Origin of the sequence: Veillonella fallax (assembly GCF_020687175.1) — a bacterium.
Classification (GTDB): Bacteria; Bacillota; Negativicutes; order Veillonellales; family Veillonellaceae; genus Veillonella; species Veillonella fallax.
Genome location: NZ_JAJEQD010000002.1, coordinates 124,590 through 150,940 on the forward strand (window position 1 = coordinate 124,590; position 26,351 = coordinate 150,940).

27 protein-coding genes are annotated in these 26,351 nt (G+C 42.2%); 7 read left to right on the top strand and 20 right to left on the bottom strand.

The window, feature by feature from the left end; all coding sequences use genetic code 11:
* Nucleotides 1-7: 7 nt before the first annotated feature.
* From hisD to LKD20_RS01445, 8 genes are all read right to left on the bottom strand, one after another.
* Nucleotides 8-1,285: a histidinol dehydrogenase gene (gene hisD / locus LKD20_RS01410; protein WP_227720657.1), complete on the bottom strand. Its 1,278-nt coding sequence runs from the start codon at nucleotides 1,283-1,285 to the stop codon at nucleotides 8-10.
* 49 nt (nucleotides 1,286-1,334) lie between these two features.
* Nucleotides 1,335-2,936 carry an ATP phosphoribosyltransferase gene (gene hisG / locus LKD20_RS01415; protein ID WP_039969496.1) on the bottom strand — a complete coding sequence of 534 codons (1,602 nt, stop codon included), beginning with the start codon at nucleotides 2,934-2,936 and terminating at the stop codon, nucleotides 1,335-1,337.
* A gap of 282 nt (nucleotides 2,937-3,218) precedes the next feature.
* Nucleotides 3,219-3,683: a hypothetical protein gene (locus LKD20_RS01420; RefSeq protein ID WP_005387487.1), complete on the bottom strand. Its 465-nt coding sequence runs from the start codon at nucleotides 3,681-3,683 to the stop codon at nucleotides 3,219-3,221.
* A 4-nt stretch (nucleotides 3,684-3,687) separates the two neighbouring features.
* Complete coding sequence (gene hisJ, locus LKD20_RS01425; protein ID WP_005387486.1) at nucleotides 3,688-4,551, bottom strand: histidinol-phosphatase HisJ; 864 nt, start codon at nucleotides 4,549-4,551, stop codon at nucleotides 3,688-3,690.
* A gap of 86 nt (nucleotides 4,552-4,637) precedes the next feature.
* Complete coding sequence (locus LKD20_RS01430) at nucleotides 4,638-5,138, bottom strand: GNAT family N-acetyltransferase (protein WP_005387484.1); 501 nt, start codon at nucleotides 5,136-5,138, stop codon at nucleotides 4,638-4,640.
* A gap of 335 nt (nucleotides 5,139-5,473) precedes the next feature.
* Complete coding sequence (locus tag LKD20_RS01435) at nucleotides 5,474-6,142, bottom strand: energy-coupling factor transporter transmembrane component T family protein (RefSeq protein ID WP_005387482.1); 669 nt, start codon at nucleotides 6,140-6,142, stop codon at nucleotides 5,474-5,476.
* A gap of 9 nt (nucleotides 6,143-6,151) precedes the next feature.
* Nucleotides 6,152-6,964 (bottom strand): energy-coupling factor ABC transporter ATP-binding protein, encoded by an 813-nt coding sequence (locus LKD20_RS01440; RefSeq protein ID WP_005387480.1) that lies wholly within the window; start codon nucleotides 6,962-6,964, stop codon nucleotides 6,152-6,154.
* Nucleotides 6,957-8,582, bottom strand: coding sequence for a tryptophan transporter (locus LKD20_RS01445; protein ID WP_227720658.1), 1,626 nt, complete (start codon nucleotides 8,580-8,582; stop codon nucleotides 6,957-6,959). Before LKD20_RS01445 ends, LKD20_RS01440 begins: the two co-directional genes overlap by 8 nt.
* A gap of 187 nt (nucleotides 8,583-8,769) precedes the next feature.
* Between LKD20_RS01445 and LKD20_RS01450 the strand changes: the two genes are divergently transcribed.
* The 7 genes from LKD20_RS01450 to rbsB all read left to right on the top strand — a co-directional run bounded on the left by LKD20_RS01450 (nucleotide 8,770) and on the right by rbsB (nucleotide 14,834).
* Nucleotides 8,770-8,880, top strand: coding sequence for a putative holin-like toxin (locus tag LKD20_RS01450; protein WP_227720659.1), 111 nt, complete (start codon nucleotides 8,770-8,772; stop codon nucleotides 8,878-8,880).
* 245 nt (nucleotides 8,881-9,125) lie between these two features.
* The gene (locus tag LKD20_RS01455) at nucleotides 9,126-9,782 is read left to right on the top strand and encodes an NAD(P)H-binding protein (protein WP_005387476.1); all 657 of its coding nucleotides are present in this window, start codon (nucleotides 9,126-9,128) and stop codon (nucleotides 9,780-9,782) included.
* Nucleotides 9,783-10,104: 322 nt separating this feature from the next.
* Nucleotides 10,105-10,992 (top strand): ribokinase, encoded by an 888-nt coding sequence (gene rbsK, locus LKD20_RS01460; RefSeq protein WP_227720660.1) that lies wholly within the window; start codon nucleotides 10,105-10,107, stop codon nucleotides 10,990-10,992.
* A gap of 26 nt (nucleotides 10,993-11,018) precedes the next feature.
* Complete coding sequence (gene rbsD / locus LKD20_RS01465) at nucleotides 11,019-11,432, top strand: D-ribose pyranase (RefSeq protein ID WP_038149051.1); 414 nt, start codon at nucleotides 11,019-11,021, stop codon at nucleotides 11,430-11,432.
* Nucleotides 11,433-11,505: 73 nt separating this feature from the next.
* Nucleotides 11,506-12,987, top strand: a complete 1,482-nt coding sequence (locus LKD20_RS01470; protein WP_227720661.1) for a sugar ABC transporter ATP-binding protein — start codon at nucleotides 11,506-11,508, stop codon at nucleotides 12,985-12,987.
* Nucleotides 12,987-13,922 (top strand): ABC transporter permease, encoded by a 936-nt coding sequence (locus LKD20_RS01475; RefSeq protein ID WP_105097599.1) that lies wholly within the window; start codon nucleotides 12,987-12,989, stop codon nucleotides 13,920-13,922. Before LKD20_RS01470 ends, LKD20_RS01475 begins: the two co-directional genes overlap by 1 nt.
* Nucleotides 13,923-13,931: 9 nt before the next feature.
* Nucleotides 13,932-14,834 (top strand): ribose ABC transporter substrate-binding protein RbsB, encoded by a 903-nt coding sequence (gene rbsB / locus LKD20_RS01480; RefSeq protein WP_227720662.1) that lies wholly within the window; start codon nucleotides 13,932-13,934, stop codon nucleotides 14,832-14,834.
* A gap of 110 nt (nucleotides 14,835-14,944) precedes the next feature.
* Here rbsB and LKD20_RS01485 read toward each other — a convergent pair whose 3' ends face one another.
* From LKD20_RS01485 to LKD20_RS01540, 12 genes are all read right to left on the bottom strand, one after another.
* On the bottom strand, nucleotides 14,945-15,427 hold the full coding sequence (locus tag LKD20_RS01485) for a GNAT family N-acetyltransferase (RefSeq protein ID WP_227720663.1): 483 nt from the start codon (nucleotides 15,425-15,427) through the stop codon (nucleotides 14,945-14,947).
* A 12-nt stretch (nucleotides 15,428-15,439) separates the two neighbouring features.
* Nucleotides 15,440-16,213 carry an amino acid ABC transporter ATP-binding protein gene (locus tag LKD20_RS01490; RefSeq protein ID WP_227720664.1) on the bottom strand — a complete coding sequence of 258 codons (774 nt, stop codon included), beginning with the start codon at nucleotides 16,211-16,213 and terminating at the stop codon, nucleotides 15,440-15,442.
* Entirely contained in the window at nucleotides 16,210-16,926 is a 717-nt protein-coding gene (locus tag LKD20_RS01495) for an amino acid ABC transporter permease (protein WP_227720665.1), read from the bottom strand. The genes LKD20_RS01490 and LKD20_RS01495 overlap by 4 nt, the downstream gene beginning before the upstream one ends.
* A gap of 6 nt (nucleotides 16,927-16,932) precedes the next feature.
* On the bottom strand, nucleotides 16,933-17,649 hold the full coding sequence (locus LKD20_RS01500) for an amino acid ABC transporter permease (protein ID WP_227720666.1): 717 nt from the start codon (nucleotides 17,647-17,649) through the stop codon (nucleotides 16,933-16,935).
* 55 nt (nucleotides 17,650-17,704) lie between these two features.
* Nucleotides 17,705-18,544, bottom strand: a complete 840-nt coding sequence (locus LKD20_RS01505) for a transporter substrate-binding domain-containing protein (protein WP_227720667.1) — start codon at nucleotides 18,542-18,544, stop codon at nucleotides 17,705-17,707.
* Nucleotides 18,537-20,015, bottom strand: coding sequence for an MmgE/PrpD family protein (locus LKD20_RS01510; protein WP_227720668.1), 1,479 nt, complete (start codon nucleotides 20,013-20,015; stop codon nucleotides 18,537-18,539). Before LKD20_RS01510 ends, LKD20_RS01505 begins: the two co-directional genes overlap by 8 nt.
* A gap of 76 nt (nucleotides 20,016-20,091) precedes the next feature.
* A complete protein-coding gene (locus LKD20_RS01515; protein WP_227720669.1) occupies nucleotides 20,092-21,207 on the bottom strand; it encodes a glutathione S-transferase C-terminal domain-containing protein in 1,116 nt (371 codons plus the stop codon).
* Between the two features lie 333 nt (nucleotides 21,208-21,540).
* Complete coding sequence (locus LKD20_RS01520) at nucleotides 21,541-22,869, bottom strand: S-layer homology domain-containing protein (protein WP_227720670.1); 1,329 nt, start codon at nucleotides 22,867-22,869, stop codon at nucleotides 21,541-21,543.
* A gap of 183 nt (nucleotides 22,870-23,052) precedes the next feature.
* Nucleotides 23,053-23,706 (bottom strand): pyroglutamyl-peptidase I, encoded by a 654-nt coding sequence (gene pcp, locus LKD20_RS01525; RefSeq protein WP_227720701.1) that lies wholly within the window; start codon nucleotides 23,704-23,706, stop codon nucleotides 23,053-23,055.
* 142 nt (nucleotides 23,707-23,848) lie between these two features.
* A complete protein-coding gene (locus LKD20_RS01530; RefSeq protein WP_227720671.1) occupies nucleotides 23,849-24,778 on the bottom strand; it encodes a DUF979 domain-containing protein in 930 nt (309 codons plus the stop codon).
* 1 nt (nucleotide 24,779) lies between these two features.
* Complete coding sequence (locus tag LKD20_RS01535) at nucleotides 24,780-25,529, bottom strand: DUF969 domain-containing protein (RefSeq protein WP_039969492.1); 750 nt, start codon at nucleotides 25,527-25,529, stop codon at nucleotides 24,780-24,782.
* A 202-nt stretch (nucleotides 25,530-25,731) separates the two neighbouring features.
* A complete protein-coding gene (locus tag LKD20_RS01540; RefSeq protein WP_227720672.1) occupies nucleotides 25,732-26,217 on the bottom strand; it encodes a GNAT family N-acetyltransferase in 486 nt (161 codons plus the stop codon).
* Nucleotides 26,218-26,351 lie beyond the last annotated feature (134 nt).

The following is a 26,351-nucleotide window of genomic DNA, read 5'->3' on the forward strand; positions in this document are numbered from 1 at the left end:
CTCAAATCTATTTCTCAAAACGTACTTCGATGGCGCGAGCATGTGCTTCAAGACCTTCTGTACGAGCTAATGTAGTAATGTGTGTTGCCACGTCTTCTAATCGTTCTTTTGTAAATTGTGTAAAGGATGTACGTTTTACGAAATCATACACACCAAGTGGAGATGAGAAGCGTGCTGTACCACTGGTAGGCAATACGTGATTTGTACCGCCTACGTAGTCTCCCAATGGCTCAGATGCATAGGCACCAAGGAATACGGAGCCCGCATTTTGAACGAGACTCATGTAACCCATTGGGTCTGGCAATTGGATTTCCAAATGCTCTGGCGCTACTTCGTTCATGACCGTAAACATGTCTTCAACGCTATCCATAACAGCAATATAACTGTTATTTTCAATAGCTGGGCGAGCGATGCTTTCACGAGGCAATAATTTTAATTGACGTTCAACCTCATCGGATACCGCATTTGCTAAGCTTTCACTAGTAGTAACCATAATAGCGCGCGCCCGAGGATCATGTTCTGCTTGAGACAAAAGATCTGCTGCAAGGTGTACTGGATTAGCACTATCGTCAGCGATAACGCCGATTTCACTAGGGCCTGCAATCATGTCGATATCAACTTGGCCGAACACTTGGCGTTTTGCTGTGGCAACGTAAATGTTGCCAGGGCCTACGATCTTATCAACCTTTGGAATGCTTTCCGTACCATACGCAAGAGCCGCTACACCTTGAGCACCACCAACTTGGTATACTGCATCAACGCCAGCAAGTTTTGCAGCACCTAGTACAGCAGGGTTAATGCCATCCTTTTGAGGAGGTGTAACCATAACGATTTCTTTAACGCCTGCAATTTTAGCTGGCAACGCAGTCATGATAATAGTAGAAGGATACGCTGCTGTACCACCAGGAACATAAAGGCCAACGCAAGCCAATGGAATAACCTTTTGACCGCGGATGATGCCCGGTGTATCCATATCCACAAAACCTTGTTCAATTTCACGACTGTGGAACTCAGTAATATTAGCCTTTGCCTTTAACAAGGCAGCCTTCAAATCATCAGATAAGGACTCATAAGCAGCATCGATTTCCTCTTGAGGCACCTTGAAATCTTCGATGGATACACCATCAAATTTTTCAGAGTATGCCTTTAAAGCCGCATCACCATTGGTGCGAACATCGTCGATGATATCGTACACGCGACGCTCAATTTCCATGTCTGTAGTTTGTTGAGTGTAATTTCGAACGATACTAAGCATCGTATCTAATGATTCCTTATAAATTTTCATGTTTTATCCTTCTTCCTATCTATGCTCTTCGCACTATTAGTTCTATCTCTTATTTATTAATGGCTTCTGAAAGCTGGTCTATAAGTTTAAAAATAGTATTTCTCTTTTGTTTTAGCGCTAATGGATTAGCTACTAAACGAGTAGAAATCTTTTGTAACCAGTCGAAGATTTCTAAGTTATTTTCCCGTAAGGTTGTGCCTGTTTCTGTAATATCTACGATGGCATCAGCGAGTCCTACGAGAGGTGCCAACTCAACGGAGCCTTCAATTTTGATGATTTCTACATCTTGGGCACCAAAATACTGTTTTGTAATGGTTGGATATTTTGTACCGATACGCTGACGACGACCTTCTTTAGGATCATAGCCTGCAAGAGAGGCCAAGATAAATTGGCATTTACCAGTTTGTAAATCTAGCATTTCATAGCTTGTATCGTCTTGTTCATCTAGTACATCACTACCAACGATACCGAGGTCTACCACACCGTTTTTCAAGTATGTCGTTACATCTGGGCCTTTAGCGAGGATAACCTCAATAGCATCGCCCAACGGAATGATAAGCTTACGCGCCTTGTTCCGTAATGGCTCATAATCTACGCCACAGGACTCCAAGAGAGGAATAAAATCTTTCTCTACGCGGCCCTTTGTAAGAGCGATACGCAATTTACCATTATCTTGATTGTTGCTTTCACCATTCAAAGTTACATCGGTCAACACGTCGATGTTGAAAGCCATCCCAACCGCAGGCATTGGTGTACCATCAAAGCTAGATAACAAGCCGTCATAACGACCGCCGCTGACGATGTATTGGGACACGCCATCCACATAGCCTCTAAATGTGAGGCCTGTATAGTAGGATTGAAGCGGCTCAGTAGAGACGTCGATGCGAACCTGCTGGCCTGTTTGAGCCACTTGGTTCGCCATATCTACGAGATTATCTAAAATACGTTGCGCCGCTGCAGGCAAGATGATTTTGTTGAGCTCATCCTTGATATCTTGTACCGTACCAAATAAACGAGGCCATACAGTCAAGAATGGATATAACGCACTATTTTTAAAGTCGGAAATCAACTCGTTATAACGTGGCAAGTATTTAGTAAACAAAGCATCGAGGAGCTCAGATTTTTCTTTATCACTAAGACCAAGTGCATCAGTAATAGCGCGAGAGAAACGAGCATCCCCAATTTCTAATAGCAAATTGTTACCGAGCTGCGTTTCGTTTACCTCTTTAATGATGGCAAAGCACTCTTGCTCGGCTTCAATGCCTTCATAGCCGACCAGCTCAATGCCGCCTTGTGTTACTTGGTTCACATCACCGCGGTGCTTTTTATTTTTCATGAACACATCGCCTAAATAGTAGAACGTACGAGGCAATTCAATATTGGTAGTCGCCAAGAAACGACCGATTGGCATGGTCAAATCAGGACGAATTACGACGGACTCATCAGAACTATCCATGAACTCGTACATATGCTGACCGCGCCCCATTGCATAGCCATTAAATACATCCTTGTACTCCACAAGAGGTGTAGAGATCTTTGTGTATTGGCGGCTACGACATAGACCGAGCACATATTGGCTCACATCATCCTTGCGCTCCGCTACGGCCCCTATATCATCACGGAACCCCGTAGGTAATTGCTGCTGTATCATCGTAAACATCCTTTCTATCATTTCATTTCTCATATCTGTGAAAGCATCATATAATCAGTTTCAAACGAGTTGAATGGCTTTCATTTATCTATGAGAAAAAATTTACCTATATCGATACTTTTCTATTTTATCGCTTTATCTAACTAAAGTATGAAATTATAATATAACGGTTCTATAGAATTGTCAATAGAACCGTTATGATTTCACGTTATTAATATAAAGATAATCCGCCTATAGTTTATATTCTTTTATAGATGATAGTTACATACATATATTTAAGGATTAGTTTTGACTTTGTAACGATAGATATATAGACTTATCAGCTTCATCTAAGTCTTCAATTTTATACTTCGTTTTAGTATCACTAAAATGATAATACTTCCGAACATGATCCAATAAAGCATTAGACTCTTGGTTTTGTTTGGAGAGAAATAGAACACAATTCATATTATTATCAAAGACAATCATATTATCCTTACATAATAAGTATAGATACGAGCTGCCAGCCTTATCTTTCTCTACAAAGGCATCAAAGAAATAAGGAAATTTAGAGTTAGAGAAACTAGTATCAGATACAATAAATTGGCTACCCAATTTGCTAATATGAATTTCATTCTTAGGCCCAAACTCTAAAACTACACTACGGCCAACCAGCTCATCTGATGATGGTTCATGATAAAACATATAAGCTACAAAAGCTGTTATCAGGGTAATCAAAATGATCAGATAAAATAATAATTTTCTCATTAATCTAGCCCCAAATTCGTCCTATGTCTGCTATGCTATGCGCATCAGAGCCTAGTACAAATGGTACCCCAATGATAGCAGCCATGCCTTGAATAAAGCGGCTTGGGTACATTTCACGGCAGTCTGGTTTAAAGAAGCCACTCATGTTGTAGTCTAGTTCGCGCCCTTGTACGCGCATGATATGCAAAATATCGCTCACTACCTGCGCATTGCGGCGATCCAAGTGACGCTCAAAGCCAAAGTGGTGTTGGTATTTCTTAATCAAATCAAAGTGACCAATTCGTTTTGGCGTATATTCGCCAAGGTCAGCACGCACTGCTTGGCGCACGGTGGAGTAATATTTGTAATATAACTCATATTGCTTTTGAATCCATGGACCAAAGCCCTTTTCAAATTCTTCAGGGCTATAGTCTAAGCAATAAAAGGCATTATTAACGCCTTCCATGAAGTGAACAGACAAAATATTGTCATCTGTTAATGGACCATAACGGTCGAGGAACTCTTGAATATCTGTCTCAAAGCCTGGAATGTAATCCACCTCAAAGCCGAGGGAGATATCGATATGCGTGCCGTAAGCACGTTGCAATTGACGACCTAATTCTAAGTAGGTATCTACTTGGTTCAATTTCAAAGACGCTGTGTCATAAGCCTTTTGGTCACCACCGTATTCAGCTGCAAAAGCCTTTGGCAACGGCGCGTGCTCTGTAAGGCATACCTTTTCAATGCGCAACTCGATGGCCTTTTCAATCATCAATGCAGTTCGATCCCCACTACCATGGGGACACAATTCTGTATGCACATGACCATCTACAAGACGGCTGCGATACTTGCTGTATCCAACGAACTGCCGTTCATCTTTCATGTTCATTCAATCACCCTATTCGCCCTAACCCATGACGAACCCTTATCTATCATCTGTACATTATTAGTCTTTACTTTAATATCTACGTTTTATTATACCAATAATGCGTATGTTTCGGTATCCTGATATTTACCATGTTTGAAACCAACCTGAGGTGTTAGCCCACAATAAGTAAATCCAAAACGCTCGTGTAATGCCGTGCTCGCTGCATTCCCTGCAGTAATAACAGACACCACCGTATGCAATGTATCCGTTTCTTTTGCGTGGTCTAAAATATGGGCCATCAACTTAGATGCCACACCTCTGCCTCTATATTCTTGATGAATGTAGATAGATAATTCGACAGTACTTTTGAAAGCATCCTTTGTTCTATATGGTGAAAGCGATGCATAGCCTACAACTACATCATCTATAAGACCTACAAAAATGCAATGCTCTGAAGTTTGATGAGCCTCATACCACTCCTGCCACTCTAACAACGTACGCGCCTCAAGATCAAGCGTTGCTACACCGTTCACAACCTCGTAGTTATAAATATCTAAACAAGCTGCGATATCATCCTTTGTAATTGGTCGAATTACTAATTCACTCATAAGAATTCCTCAAAATTGTGGGTATCCAAAATCCGGTATCCGAAACTAAAATTATTTATATATTATATCTATATAACATAATATATAAAAATAACGCTAATACGCAAGAAAAAGGACGAGCTGCAACTCGTCCTTTTGTTATATTGTAGGCAATATTTTGTACGCTTTACTACCAATTAGTAGTATACCATAAATAAATGTACAAAAGATAAACAAAAGACACCTAGAAATTTGGCCATTTCCAGGTGTCTTTTCAGGTGTACCAATTGAGGCACCCCATACTCTTCAAGTTAATTATAACACAATTAACTCTATAAATTTGTCTAATTTATTCATTACACAATAACAAATAGTAGTATTGTAATAACAATCAAAGCACCAATTACTGCGTAGTCCATAGTTTTCAATCCTACAGATGCAGCAAAGCTATGTGTTGGACCACCAAAGCCACGTAGTTCTAGAGAGAGCGCCATTGTTTCGGAGCGGCCCAAGGATTTTAAGAGCAATGGTTGAATAACAGATGCATAGGATTTGATGCGTTTAATGAAGTTGCCTTCTAAGGATAAACCACGGCACGCTTGTGCCTCTTGTACAGCATGGCTTTCAGCAATGAAGTCAGGTACGAAGCGAAGTGCAGCAGTGAACATAAATGCATATTCATAAGGAATTTTGCATTGTGTTACGAGAGCCGCTGTAAGATCTTGCAATTTTGTAGTTGCTAATAAGCAGATGAATACAAGTGTCATGGCGAGCATACGCAAGCCAGATACGATAGCGGATGTTACATCGCCACTGCCGAGGAATTGAACAATGCCAAGGAATACGGCAAAGCTAGTCAATGCCACTACGGCCTTACGTTGTTTGATCAATAAACCTGCTACAAATAACACGACAAGTTCTACAACGACTAAGGCCAATAGAGATTGCCAGTCGCGTAATAGAATGGCCCACACGGATACAGCGAGGGTCATCAAGATTTTTGTTAACGGTACTAAACGTTCCATATGTCCCTCCTATTTCCCGCTCAACTGAGCCACTAACTTAGATTTCAATTCATCCATGGATTTGCAATAGCCTAGAGATGGTACCGCTAGTGAAAGTTCCACACTTGGCGGTTTTGTAAGGCCTAGGTCTTGCAGTTCATCTGTAGATTTCTTGAATAATTCTTCTGGATTGCCATCGAAGGCAACTGTTTGGTTACCCATGATAAGCGCACGGCTACATTCGCTAGCCATGATTTCCATATCATGTGTAATGAGAAGGATCGTAATGCCTTCTTGATTGAGTTGGCGCAATAACGCTAACAACTCTTTAGTTTCCTTACCATCTTGACCACTTGTTGGTTCGTCGAGGATGAGGATTTTAGATTGCATCGCTAATGCAGAAGCGATAGCAACGCGTTGCTTTTCGCCGCGGCGCAATGTTGGAGGATACGCATCACGCAAGTGAGCAATACCTGTGCGTTCCAACACTTCGTCGACGATTTGTTTCACTTCGGATTTACTACGGCCCAAAGACTCAGGGCCAAAAGCAACCTCTGTCGCTACAGTAGGTCTGAACATTTGGCGATCCGGTTGTTGGAATACATAACCGATGAATTGACCACGTTTAGATGGTGGCATAGACGTAATATCTGTGCCGTTATAGTACATGCGGCCTTCGCTAGCCTTTTCAAGGCCTACGAGCAAACGAGTAATCGTCGTTTTACCACAACCATTACGACCACCGATGGCAATATATTCGCCACCTTCGATGGTGAAAGTCACATCTCGGAAGATGTCTACGGATGGCACATAGCCAAAGCGGATATTTTCAACCTTAAGCATGAGCGCCACCGTCCTTTCCTTGTACATCATCAACGCGTTGAATTGGTTGTTTATTTACTACTGTATTGGATTGATTAGTAGAATTTTCTACTGTTTTAGATTGATTTACTCTAGAGTTGCTTTCACCATGCACCTCAGTTTGGATGGCGTGAGCCATTTCAATTTGGTGCAAGCCCTTGATAGCAGACTCGATGCTAAGCCAAGGCTCATCGCTGTGGAAGCCCGCTTGTTCAAGTTCCATATACGTAGTGAACACGGATGGCAACGCATCAACGTGAATATTGTGTTCGTACATGTAACGAAGCGTAGTTGGTACATCGTCGTCACATGCAATAGAGCCATCCACCATGAGAGCCATGCGGTTTGCATACGGCAATACAGCGTGTAAGTCATGGTCGATAACGACAACGGTAATACCGTGTTTCTTGTTCAAATCACCTACGAGGCGATATAATTCGGCAGTCCCATCTGGGTCAAGGGAGCTCGTTGGTTCATCGAGAACAAGAACAGTTGGGTTCGTAGCCAATACGGAAGCAATCGCCAAACGTTGGCGTTGACCACCGGATAGACTAGTAATTTTGCGATCTTCTAAGCCGATAAGACCAACTTGTGCAAACACCTCTTCAGAACGTGCTTTGATGGTTTCACGGTCATAACCGCGATTTTCCATGGCAAAGGCCACTTCTTCACGAACAGTCATCGTTACGAGTTGTGTATCGTAATCGGCAAGAACTACACCGATGTGATTAGCCAATTCAGGAATTTCCATTTGCGTAGTCGCTTTACCATCTACGAACACCATGCCTTCAAGGCGACCGCCGTAGAATTTAGGCACAGCCCCTACCATAGCCATGCAAAGAGTACTTTTACCACAACCAGCAGGACCAGTCACAACGAGGAAGTCCCCATCATGTACGTCGAGATTGATGTTTTCAAGAGACGGTGTAGTCGCCTTTGGATGGTAGTAATTTACGTGCTCAATAGAAATTTTAGCTTGGCGCTCAGGCAAGATTGTCATATGACTATGGTCAGACGTCAATTGATCCGCACTTGGCAACATGCCGCGTTTAGAGAATAAACGTTGCGCCGGAATGTATAAAATTGGCGTAATAGCGCCATTCAAAGCACCTACGATAAGTACCAATGGCCACATGCCGTACATGTATACATTATTAGGCAAACCAAGCACTTGCCATAAGAGGGTAACGAAGATACCACCAGATACAACAGTCGCTAAGAAACCAGATACGATTGGTGTTAAATCGAAACCACCGATCTTACGGAACTTCATAGACAACATTGCACGTGTTACGAGAGCCGCTGTCAACGCACCACCTGGTTCAGACAACAAGTTACCATAAGGAAATGCTGACTTAGACGTCAATACGTTAATGAGGGCCGCTACAAGGCCAATCCCCAATGTTTGGCTCAAACTAGGACGTGTCAATAAAATAGCTACGCAGTACGTAGCAATTGTCCAGTTCGGCGTTACCCCAGCCACACTAGGGCTCACCAAATGCAATATCGTGCCCAATGCGAGCATCAATGTGCTGACAGTAACCCATCTAAACTGGCCACCCTGCACATGCGTGTACACAAGATCTTGAATCCGTTCCATAAATAGCCTCTTTTCTAAAAATGAATATATAGTGTTTATTGTAACATTCTTCGAGGACTTTTGCACGCACTAGCAGATTGTATAACGTTCAAAACTTCTAATGACTCTATTGGTCACCTAGGTGACTATTAGTCACTTTTCTTTATAATACAATTAATATACGATACTACTAGGAGCCAATTAACGTGTGTTGGTTCATCTCCTTCGTACATTGAAAGGAGATGGTGATATGACTGTATTTGAAGCCATATCATTGATGATTGCGTTCGCAACATTAGTCGTTCTTATTGTAAAATAAGAATGACCTAACACCCCAAATGGGACGTTAGGCCATTTCTCATTTTCCAATTTTTCAGGAGATGAGCCTAACGCATTCCAGAACGTTAATTGGCTCTTCTTGTTTTGTATTATACCACATCTAATTTTATTTTACAGCTCATAAAACTAGCCTTCTCTATAATTAAATTTATATTCTCACTTTCTCGTCATATAGTTGTGATATAATGCATACAAATACTTATGCCTAGGACATCGGAGGTCTATATGTACAAATATATTACAATTTTAGGGGCCGCAGGCCAAATTGCACAAAAGTTGACTGCTACATTATTAACATATACAGATATGCACCTTACATTATATGGTCGCCAATTGAGTACTCGTTTGCATCCAGAGATTTTAGAGCATGAACGGGTTACTGTCATCGAAGGTTCCTTCCAAAACCCTGCTAAATTAGAGGAAGCGGTAACAAATGCAGAGATCGTATTTGTAGGCGCTATGGAATCTGGCAGCGATATGGCGGCTATTGTGAAAGCATTGAGCCGTAAAAACGTACGCCGTGTTATCGGCCTTTCTATGGCTGGTCTTTCTGGCGAATTCCCTGCAGCACTTGAAAAATGGACCTTCGACAGCTTGCCTATTAGCTATGTTCAAGGCGAACGTCAAGCACGCAATGTGTTGCGCGAATCTAACTTAAACTACACAATCTTACGCCTCACATGGCTCTACAATGATCCGGAAAACACAAATTATGAACTCATCCCTGAAGGCGTTCAATTTAACGATGCCCAAGTTACACGGGAAGCTGTAGTAAAAGCCATCTTCGACATCTTACATGTAGATGATGAAACCCCATTCCACCGCGCAAGCATCGGTATTGGCGAACCAGGCACACACTACGACAAACCAAGCTTTCACTAATATATAACTATATTAATTCTTAAATAATAAGGTATATCCAAAATCTAATCGGTACATTTTTACTCATGTAACATAGATTTTGGGTATACCTTTTCTTATTCCCATATTTTATAGTTATTTATATAGATAAAGTTGCTTATTTACGCTATACTAATAAATGATTAAGTTATACTAATAGATATGTGAAAGTAAACGCCTATGCGGTTATCGATACCATTTATATATACATTTCTCCGCATAAAATATCAGGAAATATATGTATAAAAATTAACGATATCCATTTTTAGTCCCACTTAGGGCTGAGGCTGATTAAGGAGTTATTATGAATCACATTGTTGTTATTGGTAGTTGCAACATGGATATTGTAGTGCTCGCGGATAAACGTCCGGCGGCAGGCGAAACAATCATGGGCAACGAATTGCACATCGCCCACGGCGGTAAAGGTGCAAACCAAGCGGTAGCTGCCGCTCGCCTCGGTGCAGAGGTTACTATGGTAGGTTGCATCGGCGAAGATGCATACGGCCAAATGATCTTAGATAATCTAAAAGAAAATTTCATCAATACAGATTACATCGTTACCGTGCCGAATACTACAACGAGTACAGCCCACATTACATTAGCTGAAGGCGATAACAGCATCATAGTCATTGCAGGCGCCAATGCTAAGGTAGACAAAAACGTTGTAGATAACGCTTGGTCTGCTATCGAGCAAGCGGATCTCGTAATGGTGCAAAACGAAATTCCTATTCCAACCATCGAATACATCGTTCGTCGTTGCCACGAGGCTAATGTGAAAGTCCTCTTAAATCCAGCTCCAGCGGCGGATCTAAATCCAGAGTGGTTAGAATTGGCAACCTATATTACGCCAAACGAGCATGAGCTATCTGCCCTCTACCCTAGTCAATCTACTGAGGAAACATTGTTAGCTAACGAAAATAAAATCATCGTTACCCTTGGTAGCAAGGGCGTAGGTTATGCAGATAATGGCGAAATTCACACTGTATCAGGCTTCAAGGTCGAACCAGTAGATACAACAGGCGCAGGCGATACCTTCAACGGGGCCTTTGCAACAGCAATCGTCAATGGTAAAAGCTTAGCCGACGCATTGCACTACGGCAATGCAGCAGCAGCCCTCTCCATCCAACGTTTGGGCGCTCAAGGCGGTATGCCTACAAAGAACGAGGTTGCTGCATTCTTGGCTGAGAATTAACATATTGAACAGATAAGGAGTTTACCATGCAACGACACGGCATTTTAAATAGTCATATCGCTAAGGTGCTTGCTGATTTAGGTCACACAGATACAATTTGTATATCCGACTGCGGTTTACCAGTACCTGAAGGAGTTCAAAAGATTGATTTAGCCTTAGATTTTGGTGTACCAAGCTTCGAGCAAGTAGTTTCCATCATCGCTAAGCATATGAAATCCGAAGCAGTTCATGTGGCAAAAGAAATTAAGGAAAATAATCCTGAAGCTTATGACTTCTTGGAGTCTACCTTCCCATCCAATCAATATGAATGGATTGAAACGAGCCATGAAGCTTTCAAAGAAGCAACAAAACAATGCAAATGCATTATTAGAACTGGTGAAGCATCTCCGTATGCGAACATTATCTTGCGCGCCGATTGTATTTTCAGCGATCGTCCCTAGAGCAATAGATTAACTGACCCTTAAATCTATTACATACATTAGAGATACTTTCACCAATCATATAGGAGTAGTTATGGAAATTGTTATGTCAGGCATTGCAAAGGCATTTGGTACGAACCAAGTACTGCGCGATGTAAGTATTACCCTTAAGGAGGGCGAGGTTCACGCCTTGATGGGCGAAAATGGCGCCGGCAAGTCCACCCTCATGAATATCCTTACGGGCATTCACAAGGCAGACGCTGGTAAAATCACCATCGACGGCGTAGAGCGGACCTTCCCGAACCCGAGAGAGGCTGAACTAAACGGTGTGGCGTTCATCCACCAAGAGCTCAACATTTGGCCAAATCTAACATTGTTAGAAAATCTATATTTAATGAGACCCAAGCGCAATAAATTCGGTATGCTCGATAAAAAAGCGATGCTCGCTGAGGCAGAAAATACATGCCACGAACTAGGCATCGAATTGCCGCTCACAACGGAAGCAGGCCTTTGCTCCGTCGGTCACCAACAGATGACGGAAATCCTTCGTATCTTGATGTTAGATGCCAAGGTTGTCATCATGGACGAACCGACAGCAGCCCTCACAGAGCGTGAAACGGCGACATTGTTCAAAATGATGCGCAAAATGAAAGCCCGCGGCGTGGCTATCGTATATATCTCTCACCGTATGGAAGAGGTATTTAGCGAATGCGATACCATCACGGTTATGCGTGATGGTCATACCATCATTACAAAACCAACGGCTGAGATTTCTGTAGACGAAGTAGTACGCCACATGGTAGGTCGTTCTATCGACGAGTTCTACCCTGCTCGTACTACAACGCCAGGCGAAGTTGTGATGAGTGTTGATAACCTTAAACCAGAAGGCTTCGACAACGAAATTTCCTTCTCCTTGCGCAAAGGCGAAATCCTCGGCGTAGCAGGCCTTATGGGCGCTGGCCGTACAGAAATCATGCGCGCCATCTTTGGTGTAGATAAACACAATGGCGGTACCGTAACTGTTAACGGCTCCGTTCTGAACTGTAAAAAACCAGAAGATGCCATCAAAGCTGGCATTGCTTTCATCACAGAAAATAGAAAGAGCGAAGGCTTGATCCTCGATTTCTCCATTGGTTCCAATATTACATTGCCGAACCTTGGCGAAATTTGTCCATCTCATGTACTTGATAGCGGCAAGCTCAATTCCTTTGCTGACGAATTGTCTAAAAAGCTAGGCGTTAAAACACAATCTATTCACGAACCGGCATCGTCCCTCTCTGGTGGTAACCAACAAAAGGTGGTTATCGCGAAATGGGTTGGTAAAAAGCCATCTATTATCATCATGGACGAACCGACGCGCGGTATCGACATCGGCGCAAAACGTGATATTTATGATTTAATGAACGAATTAACGAACGATGGTGTGTCCATTATCATGGTGTCCTCTGAGTTACCTGAGGTGCTAGGCATGAGCGACCGCGTTATGGTCATTCATGAAGGTCGCGTAGCAGGTATCTTGGATCGCAGCGATGCAACACCGGAATCGATTATGACATTAGCCACAGGAGGACAATAATGGACAGCAAAGCGCTACAATATGTAAAAAAATTAGGCCCCCTCATCGGCCTCATCCTATTATTTATCATTATCTCTGTCATGAACGACAGTTTCCTAGAATTCTCTAACTTGCGTAACTTATTGCGCCAAGTATCCATCAATGCAATCATCGCCTTTGGTATGACCTTCGTCATCTTAACAGGCGGTATCGACTTATCCGTTGGTTCCATCCTCGCCCTCTCTAGTGCAGTTATGGCCAACCTCATCGTAACTGGTACTGACCCTGTATTGGCTATCGTATTAGCAGCCGGTGCTGGTCTTGTATTGGGCGGTATTAACGGTCTCGTTATTACCTATGGCCGCGTAGCTCCATTTATCGCTACCTTGGCGACCATGACAATCTACCGTGGTGCGACGCTAGTATTCACAGACGGTAACCCAATCTCCGGCCTTACACAAGATCCTCTATTCCACGGCTTTGGCCAAGGGGATATTGCAGGCCTTCCAGTTCCAGCCATCACAATGTTCCTAGCTTTCATCGCCCTCTGGTTCGTATTGAGCCGCACATCCTTAGGCCGTAAAACATACGCCGTAGGTGGCAGTGAAAAGGTTAGTTACATTGCTGGTATCAAGATTGACCGCGTTAAAATCTTCGTGTATGCCTTGACTGGTATGCTCTGTGGTATCGCTGGTGCAATCATCACTTCCCGTCTTAACTCTGCACAACCTACAGCAGGTGCAGGCTACGAACTTGACGCTATCGCAGCGGTAGTTCTTGGCGGTACAAGCCTTGCTGGTGGTCGTGGTCATATCGTTGGCACATTAATTGGTGCCCTAATTATCGGTACCCTCAACAATGGGTTAAATATTCTCGACGTTTCCAGTTTCTATCAACAAGTTGTAAAAGGTATTGTTATTTTACTGGCTGTTCTTGCAGACCGTAAGAAAGCCTAGGAGGTTCCTATGAAAAAACTATTGTTACTGTTGGCGATGGCCGTTATGGTTATCGGTCTTGTAGCAGGCTGTGGTAAAAGCGCTGATAACGGCGGCGACAAAAAATCCGGCACTATCGGCTTCTCTGTTTCCACATTGAACAACCCATTCTTCGTAACTATGAAGGAAGGCGTTGAGGCTCAAGCTAAAGCACTTGGTCTTAAAGTTAAAATCGTTGATGCTCAAAACGACCCTGCAAAACAAGCAAACGATATTTCCGACTTGCTTGAAAGCGGCGTTTCTGTATTGATCATCAACCCTGTAGACTCTGCAGCTATCTCTACTTCCGTAGAAGCAGCAAATGCTAAAAACATTCCTGTAATCACTGTTGACCGTTCTGCTGATAAAGGCAAAGTAGTTGCTCACATCGCTTCCGATAACGTAAAAGGTGGCGAAATGGCAGCTCAATTGATTGCTGACAAAGTAGGCAAAGCTGCAAAAGTAGCTGAAATCGAAGGTATCCCTGGTGCTTCCGCAACTCGTGAACGCGGCCAAGGTTTCCATAACGTAGCTGACAAAGATTTAACAGTAGTAGCAAAACAAAGCGCTGACTTCGACCGCACAAAAGGTTTGAACGTAGCAACAAATATCTTGCAAGCTAATCCAGACGTACAAGCTATCTTCGCTCATAACGACGAAATGGCATTGGGCGCTATCCAAGCAGCTAAATCCGCAGGCAAAACAATCTTTATCGTAGGCTTCGACGGTACTGCTGACGCAGACAAAGCTGTTCAAGACGGCACATTGGCTGCAACAATTGCTCAACAACCAGACCAAATGGGTAAAATCGCTATCGATACAGCTCAAAAAGTTATCAAAGGCGAAGCTGTAGAAGCTAAAATCCCTGTAGATCTTAAAGTTGTTAAAAAATAATTGTATATAGAAACTGGGTACAGAAAAAGAGTCGCATCTTAAAGACGCGACTCTTTTTATTTCGGCTCTCGTTCCAAAAATGCTTTGAAGAACCCAATAAACGTTGGTATTTACAATATTTTCTTAAAGAATATGGTCGTATGTACCTTCCCAGGTAGTTGTGTTCGTTTATATTCTTTAAAGCCAAAGCCTTCATACATTTTGGCAAGCCATGGGTGTTCTGCAGCAGTGCCTAGTGTTACGGCTGGTGTTTTATATACGTTGCGCAACAGGTCTTCTGCTTCAGCAAGGACCTCACGAGCATAGCCCTTCCCCTTGTGTTCAGGGGCTGTCACGAAGTGTGCAATGTGCGGATATACGTCTGGTGTAGCCTTTGGGATCCAAGGCATACGGAATGAAATAGAACATACCAAGGAGCCATCTACGTAGAGACCAAATACAGGATATTTTATGATCCACGCACGCGACTCTTCTTGGCTAAAGTTGATAGCATCAAAGGATATAGGATAGTTCTTATTCTCTGCATAGCCCGCAATCAACACCTCGTGGTACTCCGCCGCATCATCTACGGTTAATTGTCTAAATTCTTTCATTATGTACCTCGTTTATAACGCTGCGCTATCTAGAGGTTGTTCGCTATCTAGTGTAAGGTAACGGCTCAAGAATTTGCGTGTACGTTCTTCTGTTGGATGTTCAAGGACAACCTTAGGGTCCCCTTGTTCTACGATGACGCCGCCTTCCATGAATACGACTTGATCTGCGACTTCTTTGGCAAAGCCAATTTCGTGAGTTACGATAATCATCGTAACCTTGAGCTCTTTAGCAATCTTGCGAATAACGGCTAATACTTCACCTACCAGCTCTGGATCGAGAGCAGATGTAGGTTCGTCAAAGAGGATAACCTCTGGGTCCATCGCAAGGGCACGAGCGATACCGATACGTTGTTGTTGACCACCGGAAAGTTGTACTGGATAATAATCATCATAGCCTTCCATGCCTACTTCCTTGAGGAAGCGTTGAGCGATTTCACGGGCTTGAGATTTTTTCATCTTTTTAACCGTTACAAGGCCTTCCATGATGTTTTCAATAACTGTTTTATTAGAGAACAAGTTATAAGATTGGAATACCATGGATGTGTTACGGCGGACGTTTAAGATTTCCTTATTAGATGCTTTATGTAAATCTACAGAAATATCATTTAACTGCATGGTCCCTGCATCGGCCTTTTCAAGGAAGTTAAGCGTTCTAAGGAACGTCGTCTTACCACTGCCGGATGGGCCAAGGATAACTGTTACAGATCCCGTTGGCACATGTAGGTCAATGCCCTTTAAAATTTCACGGTTCCCGAAGGATTTGTGAACTTGTTTAATATCTATCATAATGCATTACCTCGTTTATATTTGCTTGCATAGATTTCTAAACGATGGAAGATAAACTCAAAGACAATCCCCATCGCCCAGAATAGACCGGCTACCACGATGTAGGCCTCAAAATATTGTGAATTTTCCTCTGTATATAACTTTGCAGCACCAAATAGTTCAATAACGGTAATAACGAATACAATACTAGTACTCTTCATGGTATTAAGGAACTGGTTAGTAAATAGGGGCAACGCAAAGACTGTCGCTTGTGGCAATACAATGCGACGGAACGCTTGGAACCAAGTCATGCCGATGGCTTGAGCCGCTTCCATTTGCCCTTTCGGTACAGATTGTAAAGCAGCCCGGAAGATTTCACTCAAATACGCCCCTGTGTGTAAGGTTAAGCCTACAACGGCTACGAAGGTAGCAGGCACCTTTTCAAAAGGCACATGCACGCCCGTTTGATCCTCTACGGCGAGGAATAGAATTGGCAAGCCATAGTACACGAGGTATAAGAGAACCATGTTTGGAATACTACGGCACAATAATACGTACAAGTAGCTGAGCTGACTGAGCACAGGTACTTTGTTTTGTTGTAGCACGCAACTTAATAATCCTAGGATTGTACCCAAACCAACGCTGAGGAAGGTAATCATGAGGGTTACTTTCACATAAGGAATGACAGCAAAGAAGGTGCCATAAATATAGGTTGAATCAATTATATGTCCCATACGCCCCTACTCCTCACTGATCAAAATGCGTTGCGTTTCCTTGCCCGCAACGGTAAAACGTTTTTCAAGCAATCGGCCCAAGAGGGACACGATAATAATTAGAATGCCATAAATGATGGCTGCATCAACGAATAATTCAAGGTAGCGCTGACTATTACCGCCCATGAGGTCCGCCTTACGCATCATATCCACAACGCCGACGTTAAAGATGAGCGCTGTCCCTTTCAACATGCCGATAACGAGGTTCGTCAACGGTGGAATGCTCATGGTGAAAGCCTGCGGCAAGATGATGCGCACATAGCTTTGGAGCTCGGTCATACCAAGACTTTTAGCGGCTTCCTTCTCACCAGGAGCCACCGCATCGATACTGGAGCGCATAATTTCAGCGCTATACGCTGCGATATGTAAGGTAAATACGGCGTATACGAATACGAGGCCTGACACATTTTTCATGTTAAGCCCCATATGGGACATGATTTCTGGTACCCCAAAGTAAATGAGGAAGAGCTGTACCAAGAACGGCGTACCGCGCATAAAGGAGATAAATACGATAAATAATTGGTTTAATACTGGAACCTTCTTGAGGCGAATGATGGCTATAATAGAGCCCAAAATAACACCTAAGATGGCAGAAATAACGGTAATGAGCACCGTTACGTGCACATAATTCAAGAGCTGTGGAAACGCTTGGATCATGTAGGACACATCAAAATACTTGCCCACAATAGCACCTCGCTTCTAGACATAATAGAATAAGGCCGCCAAGGCGGCCTATTCGTTATTTTTGTGTTGGATCGAATGTGTAATCCCCACCAAGATATTGTTCAGAAAGTTTTTTCAACGTACCATCAGCACGCATTTCTTTCATTGTTTTATCGATTTTTTCGTTTACTTGTTTCATGTCATCTGTACGTTTAGACAAGAAGTACGTTGGTACTACTGCCAATACATCGCCTACGGCTTTGAGTGGCAAGCCACGGTCTTTAATAGCAGAGTTAATAACGTATTCGTACTCACCAGCTGCATCGGCACGGCCTGTAGCAACGAGGTTCAATGTTTCAGCACCCGCTTTATCTGTATAGATAATGTCGATTGGTGGATTTGCTGTTTCATTGAATTGTTTTACTAATTCGTTGAACTCAGAGGATGTAGTAACGGCAATTTTTTTGCCTTTCAAATCATCTAATTTAGAAATGTCATTGCGGTCGTTTTTAACTACTAATTTACGTGTAGAGTAGTTGTTCGGTTCATTTGTGTAGTAGTATTTTGCTTCACGAGTTGGGTTACGACGCATTTGGTTAGCGATCATATCCACTTGGCCTGCATCCATCGCTACGAAAGCAGCATCAACGGCCATCGGTTTGAAGGTGAAGTGAAGGTCTGGATTACGACGTTCAATTTCTTTCAACAATTCTACGTCAAAGCCTGTAAGGTTGCCGTTATCATCTGTGTAGGAATACGGGCGAACTGTACCGCGTGTAGCTACGTTAATCACTTTCGCATCAGGATTTACCTTTGCGTCCTTAGATGTATCATCGCCACAACCAGCAACAACGAGCACGCCTAGTGCCAATGCGCCGATGGCGAATAATTTCGTCAATTTCTTTGTATTAAACATGTAAAACTCCTTCTTTTCGCAATGTTTGCAGGAATGGTTCCACCTCATTGGTATGGGTTAAAGCCTCAATCATTCTATCTATTTGATCAGCCTTTAATGTAAGGCCTAATTTAATGCGTATATCCTCCAAGGTAAGAGGATTATTCGGCGATCCTTTCGGATTGTTCACCGTTTCTGTGAAAGTATCACCATTTTTCAAGGTAACGGTTACTTTCGTAATCCGCTCCGTTTGGGATACCTTCGGTAAGTCATAGACACGCTCTATACGCGACATATAGTCCCGTACTGATTGGTCTATGGTATCTATCTTAAATAGTTCATCCTGTACGGCCCCATACGCGAGGACTTGGTACACAACATACTCTATGGAAAACTGCCCTTCTCGACCTGTTGTTGGAGATGTATAGCGCAATGCCGCATCAGCGCCAGGTGGGAAATGAACAGTAACTCTATCTATATCATCCCAAAGGGAAGAAACGAGGGTGGCACATAGTCTACGTTTACCTTGCTCCTCTGCATCTGGTGAAACGTTGTAGTGCTTAGACACATACGAAGAAGATGTAGTAAATATTCTATGTGCCACGATTTCTGCTGCTTCAGCGCCACAAATGGCTGCTGAGCAATACGGGTGGACTTTCATCCATAAACCAGGATCAATGAGTTGCCCTGGCGCTAGCCAACGACTAGCGATGTCATTTGATGTAACAGTAATATTACCGATGGTCTTAAACCAACCCCGTTCAGGATCAAATGATTTTGTACTTGTTTGAAGTGATGTATGTTGTAACAGTTCGTAAGCCCATACGCCATTGCGTGCTGCTAGTCCCGCATGGAGAGGCTTACCATCTGTACCACTTTGAAAGAACATGCCCGCCGATTGAGTAGCAGCCAGAGACAGGAGCTGAGCCAAGCTTTCACCATGAAGGCCTCGCAAAGCGCCTATAGCGGCCGCTGCCCCAATAACACCAACGGTGCCCGTAGAATGCCATCCTTGGGTCCGATGGGCAGGATTGATGAGGGAACCAATGATCCCCTCTAGCTCGGCACCAATGATATAAGCACGAAGGAAATCGCGCCACGTATCATTCGGCTCGAGCACTGCCAGTAAAGCAGAGTATAAAACAGTACTGAAGTGACCCGCCAAATTTGCCTGGGCATCATCAAAATCTAGATAATGGGAGGCAAAACCATAATACATAGCCTTATCGGCTCGTCTAACGGTCGAACTGCTCTCATAACCATCTACATGAGCTGTTTTATTCTGATTAGTAGATGTATCCTGATTAACAGTTATATTTTGATTAGCCCCTATAAAGCGAGCTAAGTCCTGAACGGCTTGCTCCTCCTCAGCAGAGGCTAAGGATGCTAAATAATCTAGAAAAGCAATGCGAGCCACTGACAGGAGGTCCTCACGGTTCGTCACATCCGTTTGTTCTATATAGTTCACAATCGTCTGTGTTACTAAATCCATGGGTCCTCCTTTGAGCTATTTATAATTGAATAGGTAATCTATCAAGTATTTAACAATGATATATTTATTTATCTAATTATTTACCAAATTTTTCAGCACGGTCATTTGGTTCTAACCAAATGGAGTCGTCTGGACCTTTTGGAACAAGGCGTGGTAGATCTTCAAATGGCGTATGGTCTACATAGTAGAAACGTTTACGCATGGAGTCGAAGTCTGTGGTACCACCGAATGCTGGATTGGAGTACAAGTCTTTCGCGTAATTCCCAAGGTTTGGATAGTCTACGAGGCGTTTTTTGTTAACCAAGTATTTTTGGTAGAATACGAGGTCAAAACGTGCCAATGTTGGGAAGATACGAATATCTGGATCTGTAATAGTATCGCCCATCAAGTAACGTTGCTTGCTAAGGCGTTCTTCGAGCCAGTCTAAGCGAGCAAAGATACGGTCGTAGTAGTATTCATAATCTTTTTGGTTTGTTACAAGAGCCGCTAAGTTTACAGCCAAGTTGAAGTCAGCGTAGATGATAACGTTCAATGCATCAATATCGGCACGTAATTCTTCTGGGTAAATATCTGGAGCATCAGAGAAGATGAAATCTTTGAAGCCCAATGCTAATTCTGTAGTCAACGCATGGTAGTCATTGTTTACTACTGCACCAGTTGTAACATCTACGATAGCTGGCACTGTGGAACGTGCATCGTAGTTAGGGTCACCTTTGCGGTACGCTTCACCTAAGGAGTGAATGCCGAGTACTGGGTCCTTTTCGTCTTTATCAAGGGTGAAGAACCAGTCTGCAATAACACCTGCTGGACGCAATGGATCGACTGTGCCTTTGGAGATTACTTTATCTAGGCCAAGTAAATCGATGGCAATCGCAATGCGGTGAGCCCAAGGACAATGTTTAGACCATACTAGACGGTAACGGTCTTTTTCTACAGGTAAAAACCCTGGTTCACTGCCAAAAGGTGTTGTGAATTGAGGTTCTTCGCTATCAGAATATTTTTGACGACGGTTAAAATTCGAAGCATCTTTACCTTCATACTCCTTTTGTTCCCCTTGAGAACGAGGGTTACTAGATTGAAACTCAGAAAAATCGATGGGACAAGGATTCATAGCACGTTGGAACTCAACCTCTTTTCGAGCTGCCGCTATACTAGGATCCTTGATGTCGCTTACATCTACGTGTTCACTCATTCTATACTCCTTATGGAGGTCATCTCTATTGGCTTTACAATTCTTATTTTGAAAGCTACTGTGATATCCCTCACTTATTCCTACTAACTTAATATGATTATGTATTTATAATATATTATTTAAATACCTATGTCAATAGTAGGTATTTAAATAATATAATGATTATTGAAAACAAAAAAGCACGAGTCATATCTTTTCTAGATATAACTCGAGCTTTATTTAGATTATGTGTTATATAAATATTACATGCTATATAGCCATGATGCGTTCATGATCCGTTGTATAATACTATGTATCTTATATAACCCTTTTGTGATATGCAAACTACATATATTAGAACATGAAGTTTACATCTGTACGCCAGTAATCGCCTAATTTATTACCGTCCATATCTTTATTACCGAAGCCATAGTAAGCACCGATAGATACGTTTTGGAATGGTACGTAGTTTACATTCGCTACGAAGCCTTTGAACCCATTGCGTACATGAGCTACGCCCTTATTATCTACATAATGTTGATTATAGAAGCTATAGGCAGGCGCAAAGGCACTACTGAAGATTGGAGAGTTTCCTTCTTGGTAGTAGTATTGACCGCGTACGCTATAGGTATGAGCTTTCTTAATGTCATAGTTACCATAGCCAAGGCTAGCCATCCAAGCATGAGAATCGGAAATGCCTGGAGCTGTAAGCCATTCACCGAATACGTTCCAACGGTTAAAGTTCATATTCGCGTTAAGGCCCCAAATATTTTTATATGGGGAATCGATAAAGGATTTAACTTGTTTACCTGTAGCCGCATCAATATCTTGACCTTGGTACAATTTACCATTATGGAATCGGCCGTACATACCGCCAAGGGTAACATGTTTATTAAGTTTACCTTTTACTTCAAGCATAGCTGCTGTAATGGTATTTTGTTTATCTTGGTATGTGCCTGCTCCACCCCACCAATAACCATAGCTTGCGGATACGTCCAACTTACCATGTTTGTACATGAGGCGTGCCCCATCAATAAGGTCATCATACATAAGACCTAGTGCAGGCGTATATAATTGACGACCTACGCGCAATGTTGTATCTTTACCAAAATGATGGTCTACATAGGCAAGGTTTACCTTAGCGACATTGGCATTGCTATTGCCGAGCTCACCAGCACCTTGTACACGAACAACAGCATCGGTTTTATCATTTACCTTTGCATTAAAGATTACACGAGCCCGATAATCAAAGGAGGAATGTGTACCATACGCATAGGTATCATCTTTCAATTGGCTGCCGCGATAACGTAAACGGTAATTACCCGTTACCTTCACATTGCCCACTTGATCTTCTAATTTTGCTACACGCACGCCCAATGTGTTGAGTTCATTGCTAAATTCATCAGCCAAGCGATTAATCATAGCTTGTTGTTCCGCATTCGCACGGTCTTGATTTGCCATAGCCTTCGCTACCATTTGAGCCATTTCGTATCGCGTAATAGGATTGTTCCCTTTGAAAGTTCCATCTGGGTACCCATTAATAATACCTGCATTCGCTAATTGCTCAACAGATTGGTACGCCCAACTAGAAGCATCTACATCGGAAAATGGATTGGCTGCATACACACTTACAGAACCCAATACCATACAGGAAACTAAACTTGCTACCAACTTTTTATTCATTAAAAAGACCTTCTCTCATATAGATATCACACAATATCTCATATATTAAATTTATTTTATGTACTCAAGTACATACCGAAATAACATAGTAATCAAGAACTAAATCTTACATTATATAGCGATTGAAAGCTAAATCTATCACTACACACTCCCCAGAAGTAAACACTAGTACTTCTGAGATTTTTATTCGTGCGGTGTTGTATAGTTAATATCTTGTGCCTTGTAGCTTTCACCATGAGCTAATACGTGAACGATGGTTTCTAATGTGGCACGTACAGTTTGAACAGCCATGCTTGGTTGATTTGGTTTATCCACTACTTGGGATGGCAAGTACGGAATATGCATGAAGCCCGCTTTGATGTTGCCCTTTTGCGCTGCATAATGACATACACCATACATCAAGTGATTACATACGAAGGTACCCGCTGTATTAGAAACCTTAGCTGGAATACCATTTTGATGCAATGCGTTAACGATGTTTTTAATAGGCAATGTCGCAAAGTATGCACTAGGGCCATCGGCTACAACAGGTTCATCTTCCGGTTGGTTGCCCCCATTATCTGGGATGCGGAAATCATCACAGTTAATAGCAACACGTTCTACTGTAATATCCGGGCGACCGCCTGCTTGACCAACACATAGAATGAAATCTGGTTGACACTCTTCAGCCGCTGCTTTCACAGTATCAACAGATGTATAACGTACAGTAGGAACCATTTGAGTCACTACCTTATAGTCACCATCGGTATAACCATCCATTGTTTTTACCGCTTCCCAAGCTGGGTTAATAGGTTCACCGCCGAATGGATCAAAACCGGTAATCAAAATTGTTTTCATCATATTACCTCATAACGATATTCTATGATTTATATCAATAAGCACATGTTTTCATAAGGACAATCATACACTAAAACCATATCACAGCAGATTGTATATAACATCCGCTCTCATAAGAATATCGTTCTTTCACAGAAAAGGGTTAAATAAAGTAATACATTAATAGAATGTTCAACACGAGCATAATTAATGCAATTGGAAGTTGTGCTTTAATAACGCCGTATTGGTCGCGCATTTCAAGGAGCGCTACCGGTACGATGTTGAAGTTGGCAGCCATAGGAGTCATCAATGTACCGCAATAGCCAGCAAGCATTGCAATAGCACCGACAGCAGCTGGGTTCGCACCATGAGCTACGACGAGCATTGGAATACCGATGGCACTTGTAATCATGGCAAATGCAGCGAAGGCGTTACCCATGATCATGGTGAAGATAACCATACCGATACAGTATGCTACAACAACGAGGAATACATTGTCAGCTGGTACTACACTTGCGACGGCACTGGAGATAATTTTACCAACGCCAGCCAAATTAAATAGATAGCCGAGAGCCGCCAATAATTGGGACAAAATAGCAGTCCAACCGATCGCATCGATAAGGCGACGACCTTCATGGAAACCTTGGTTAAGTGAACCCTTAGTGATGTAAAGAGCAGCACACATCGCGATAATTGCGGCAATACCAAGACCTACAAGAGCACCTAGTTTAGTAAAGAAGCCGATTACGAAGGTAATGATACCAACAAGCAAAGCTGGAACAAAGATAACATTGCCAATCCGAACAGCTTCGCCCTTTTTGAATTCGATAGGAGATTCAAAGTAATTGCCTTTGCCAAGTTGTTTTACCAACACGATGACTGCCATAGCAATTACGAGCCAACCATTGATTTCCTTGGAGAGATAAGAACCAAAGATAAAGGACACGCTGTACAATAACCAGAATAGGCCTGTACCAATGCGATATTTATGTTCTTTATCTAAAAATGATTGAATGGCAAAGATAAATAGAATAATCCCTACGAGAAGATATACATAATCTAAGGGCTGCATTTTATAGAGTAGTTCTAACATATTATTTGCCCCCTTTCGCTAATTCTTCTGGTGTAACAAGGATATTAAATTCATTAGGTACTAATTTACCAGCTTTCATATCTGCTTCGTCACGAGCTACATAGGCTTGAATTGTTTTGTCGAAGATAATAAAGCGAATGAAGTTAACGATATAGGCACAAACAGCAGTTGGCAATCCGTACAATACCATATCTGTTAATTCCACAGAATAGCCTAATTGTTCCATAACGCCTTTGATGAGTAATAAACCACCAGCAGCAAGGAATAAGTTTTGACCGAAGAAGTTACCTGTATTATCAGCAGAAGCAGCTATACCGCGCACCTTATCAAGTGTACGTTGAGATACTGGACGACCTTGTGCTACCGCAGCTTCACTCATAGGAGCGATCAGTGGACGAACCATGGCAACCATACCGGACATGTTAATACCAAAGGCAACTGTTACTTGGCGTACAAATAAGTAAATCATAAAGATACGACCAGCAGTAGCTGCGTTGATCTTACCTATCAAAATTTCTGCCCGTTCACGCAAGCCGTGACGTTCCATAAGACCAATAACAGGTAAAATCAAGATAAATAATGACATATAACGATTTTTAACAAAGGCCTCACCAATGGCACCAACGATATCGTTGATACTGAGACCACCTGCAAGGCCCGTTACAAAACCTGCGGCTACGACAACTAACAAGGCATTAAAGCGCAGCATCAGACCGATGACCATCACTAAAATACCAGATAAGACTAACATAGTCTCACATCCTTTCAAAAAAACATCTATGATCCTACCCTATAGTCCATAGACATACTACATATGTTTACATTATATACCCAAACATATATTTTTTGCATAAACAAATAAACCTTATACATCAATTACATTTGATTCTGTTATTATGTCGCATTATAAAGACATTCAAAATCAAAGGTAAGTAGTGTATAAGGTTTGCTTTCTATAATAAATCTTTTTTGAAAAGTATGGTAGTATGTTGTTTGCCTCTAAAATGAACTTTATCATATGCTTTAAAGCCAAAGGATTCATACATTTTAGGTAACCACGGATGTTCTTGTGCAGTACCTAATGTAACGGCAGGAGTTTTAAATAGATTAGTCAACAACTCTTCCGCATAGCCTAATGTTTCCCGAGCATAGCCTTTACCTTTAAACTGAGGAGCAGTTACAAAGTGAGCAATATGCGGAAACTTATCTGGTGTTGAATATTTCACCCAAGGCATGCACAATGTAATGGAGCTAACAAGTTGCCCATCAATATACAAGCCATATACAGGATAGTTTTCAATCCACTCCTTGGATTCTTCTTCTGTAAAATCGATAGCATCGAATGTGATTGGATAGTCTTTAATAGCAGCATAGCCGTCAATTAATACCTTATGGTATTCCGCTGTATCCGCTACTGTTAATTGTCTAAATTCTTTCATGGTCTTTCCCTCATATCTATTTTTTATTCGCAACTTATGTATATTTATTACTTATGAGGGTTATTATACACCTATATGTATTAAGTTTCAATATATTTACATAAATATTGCATGAAGTTTTGATACCCAATAAG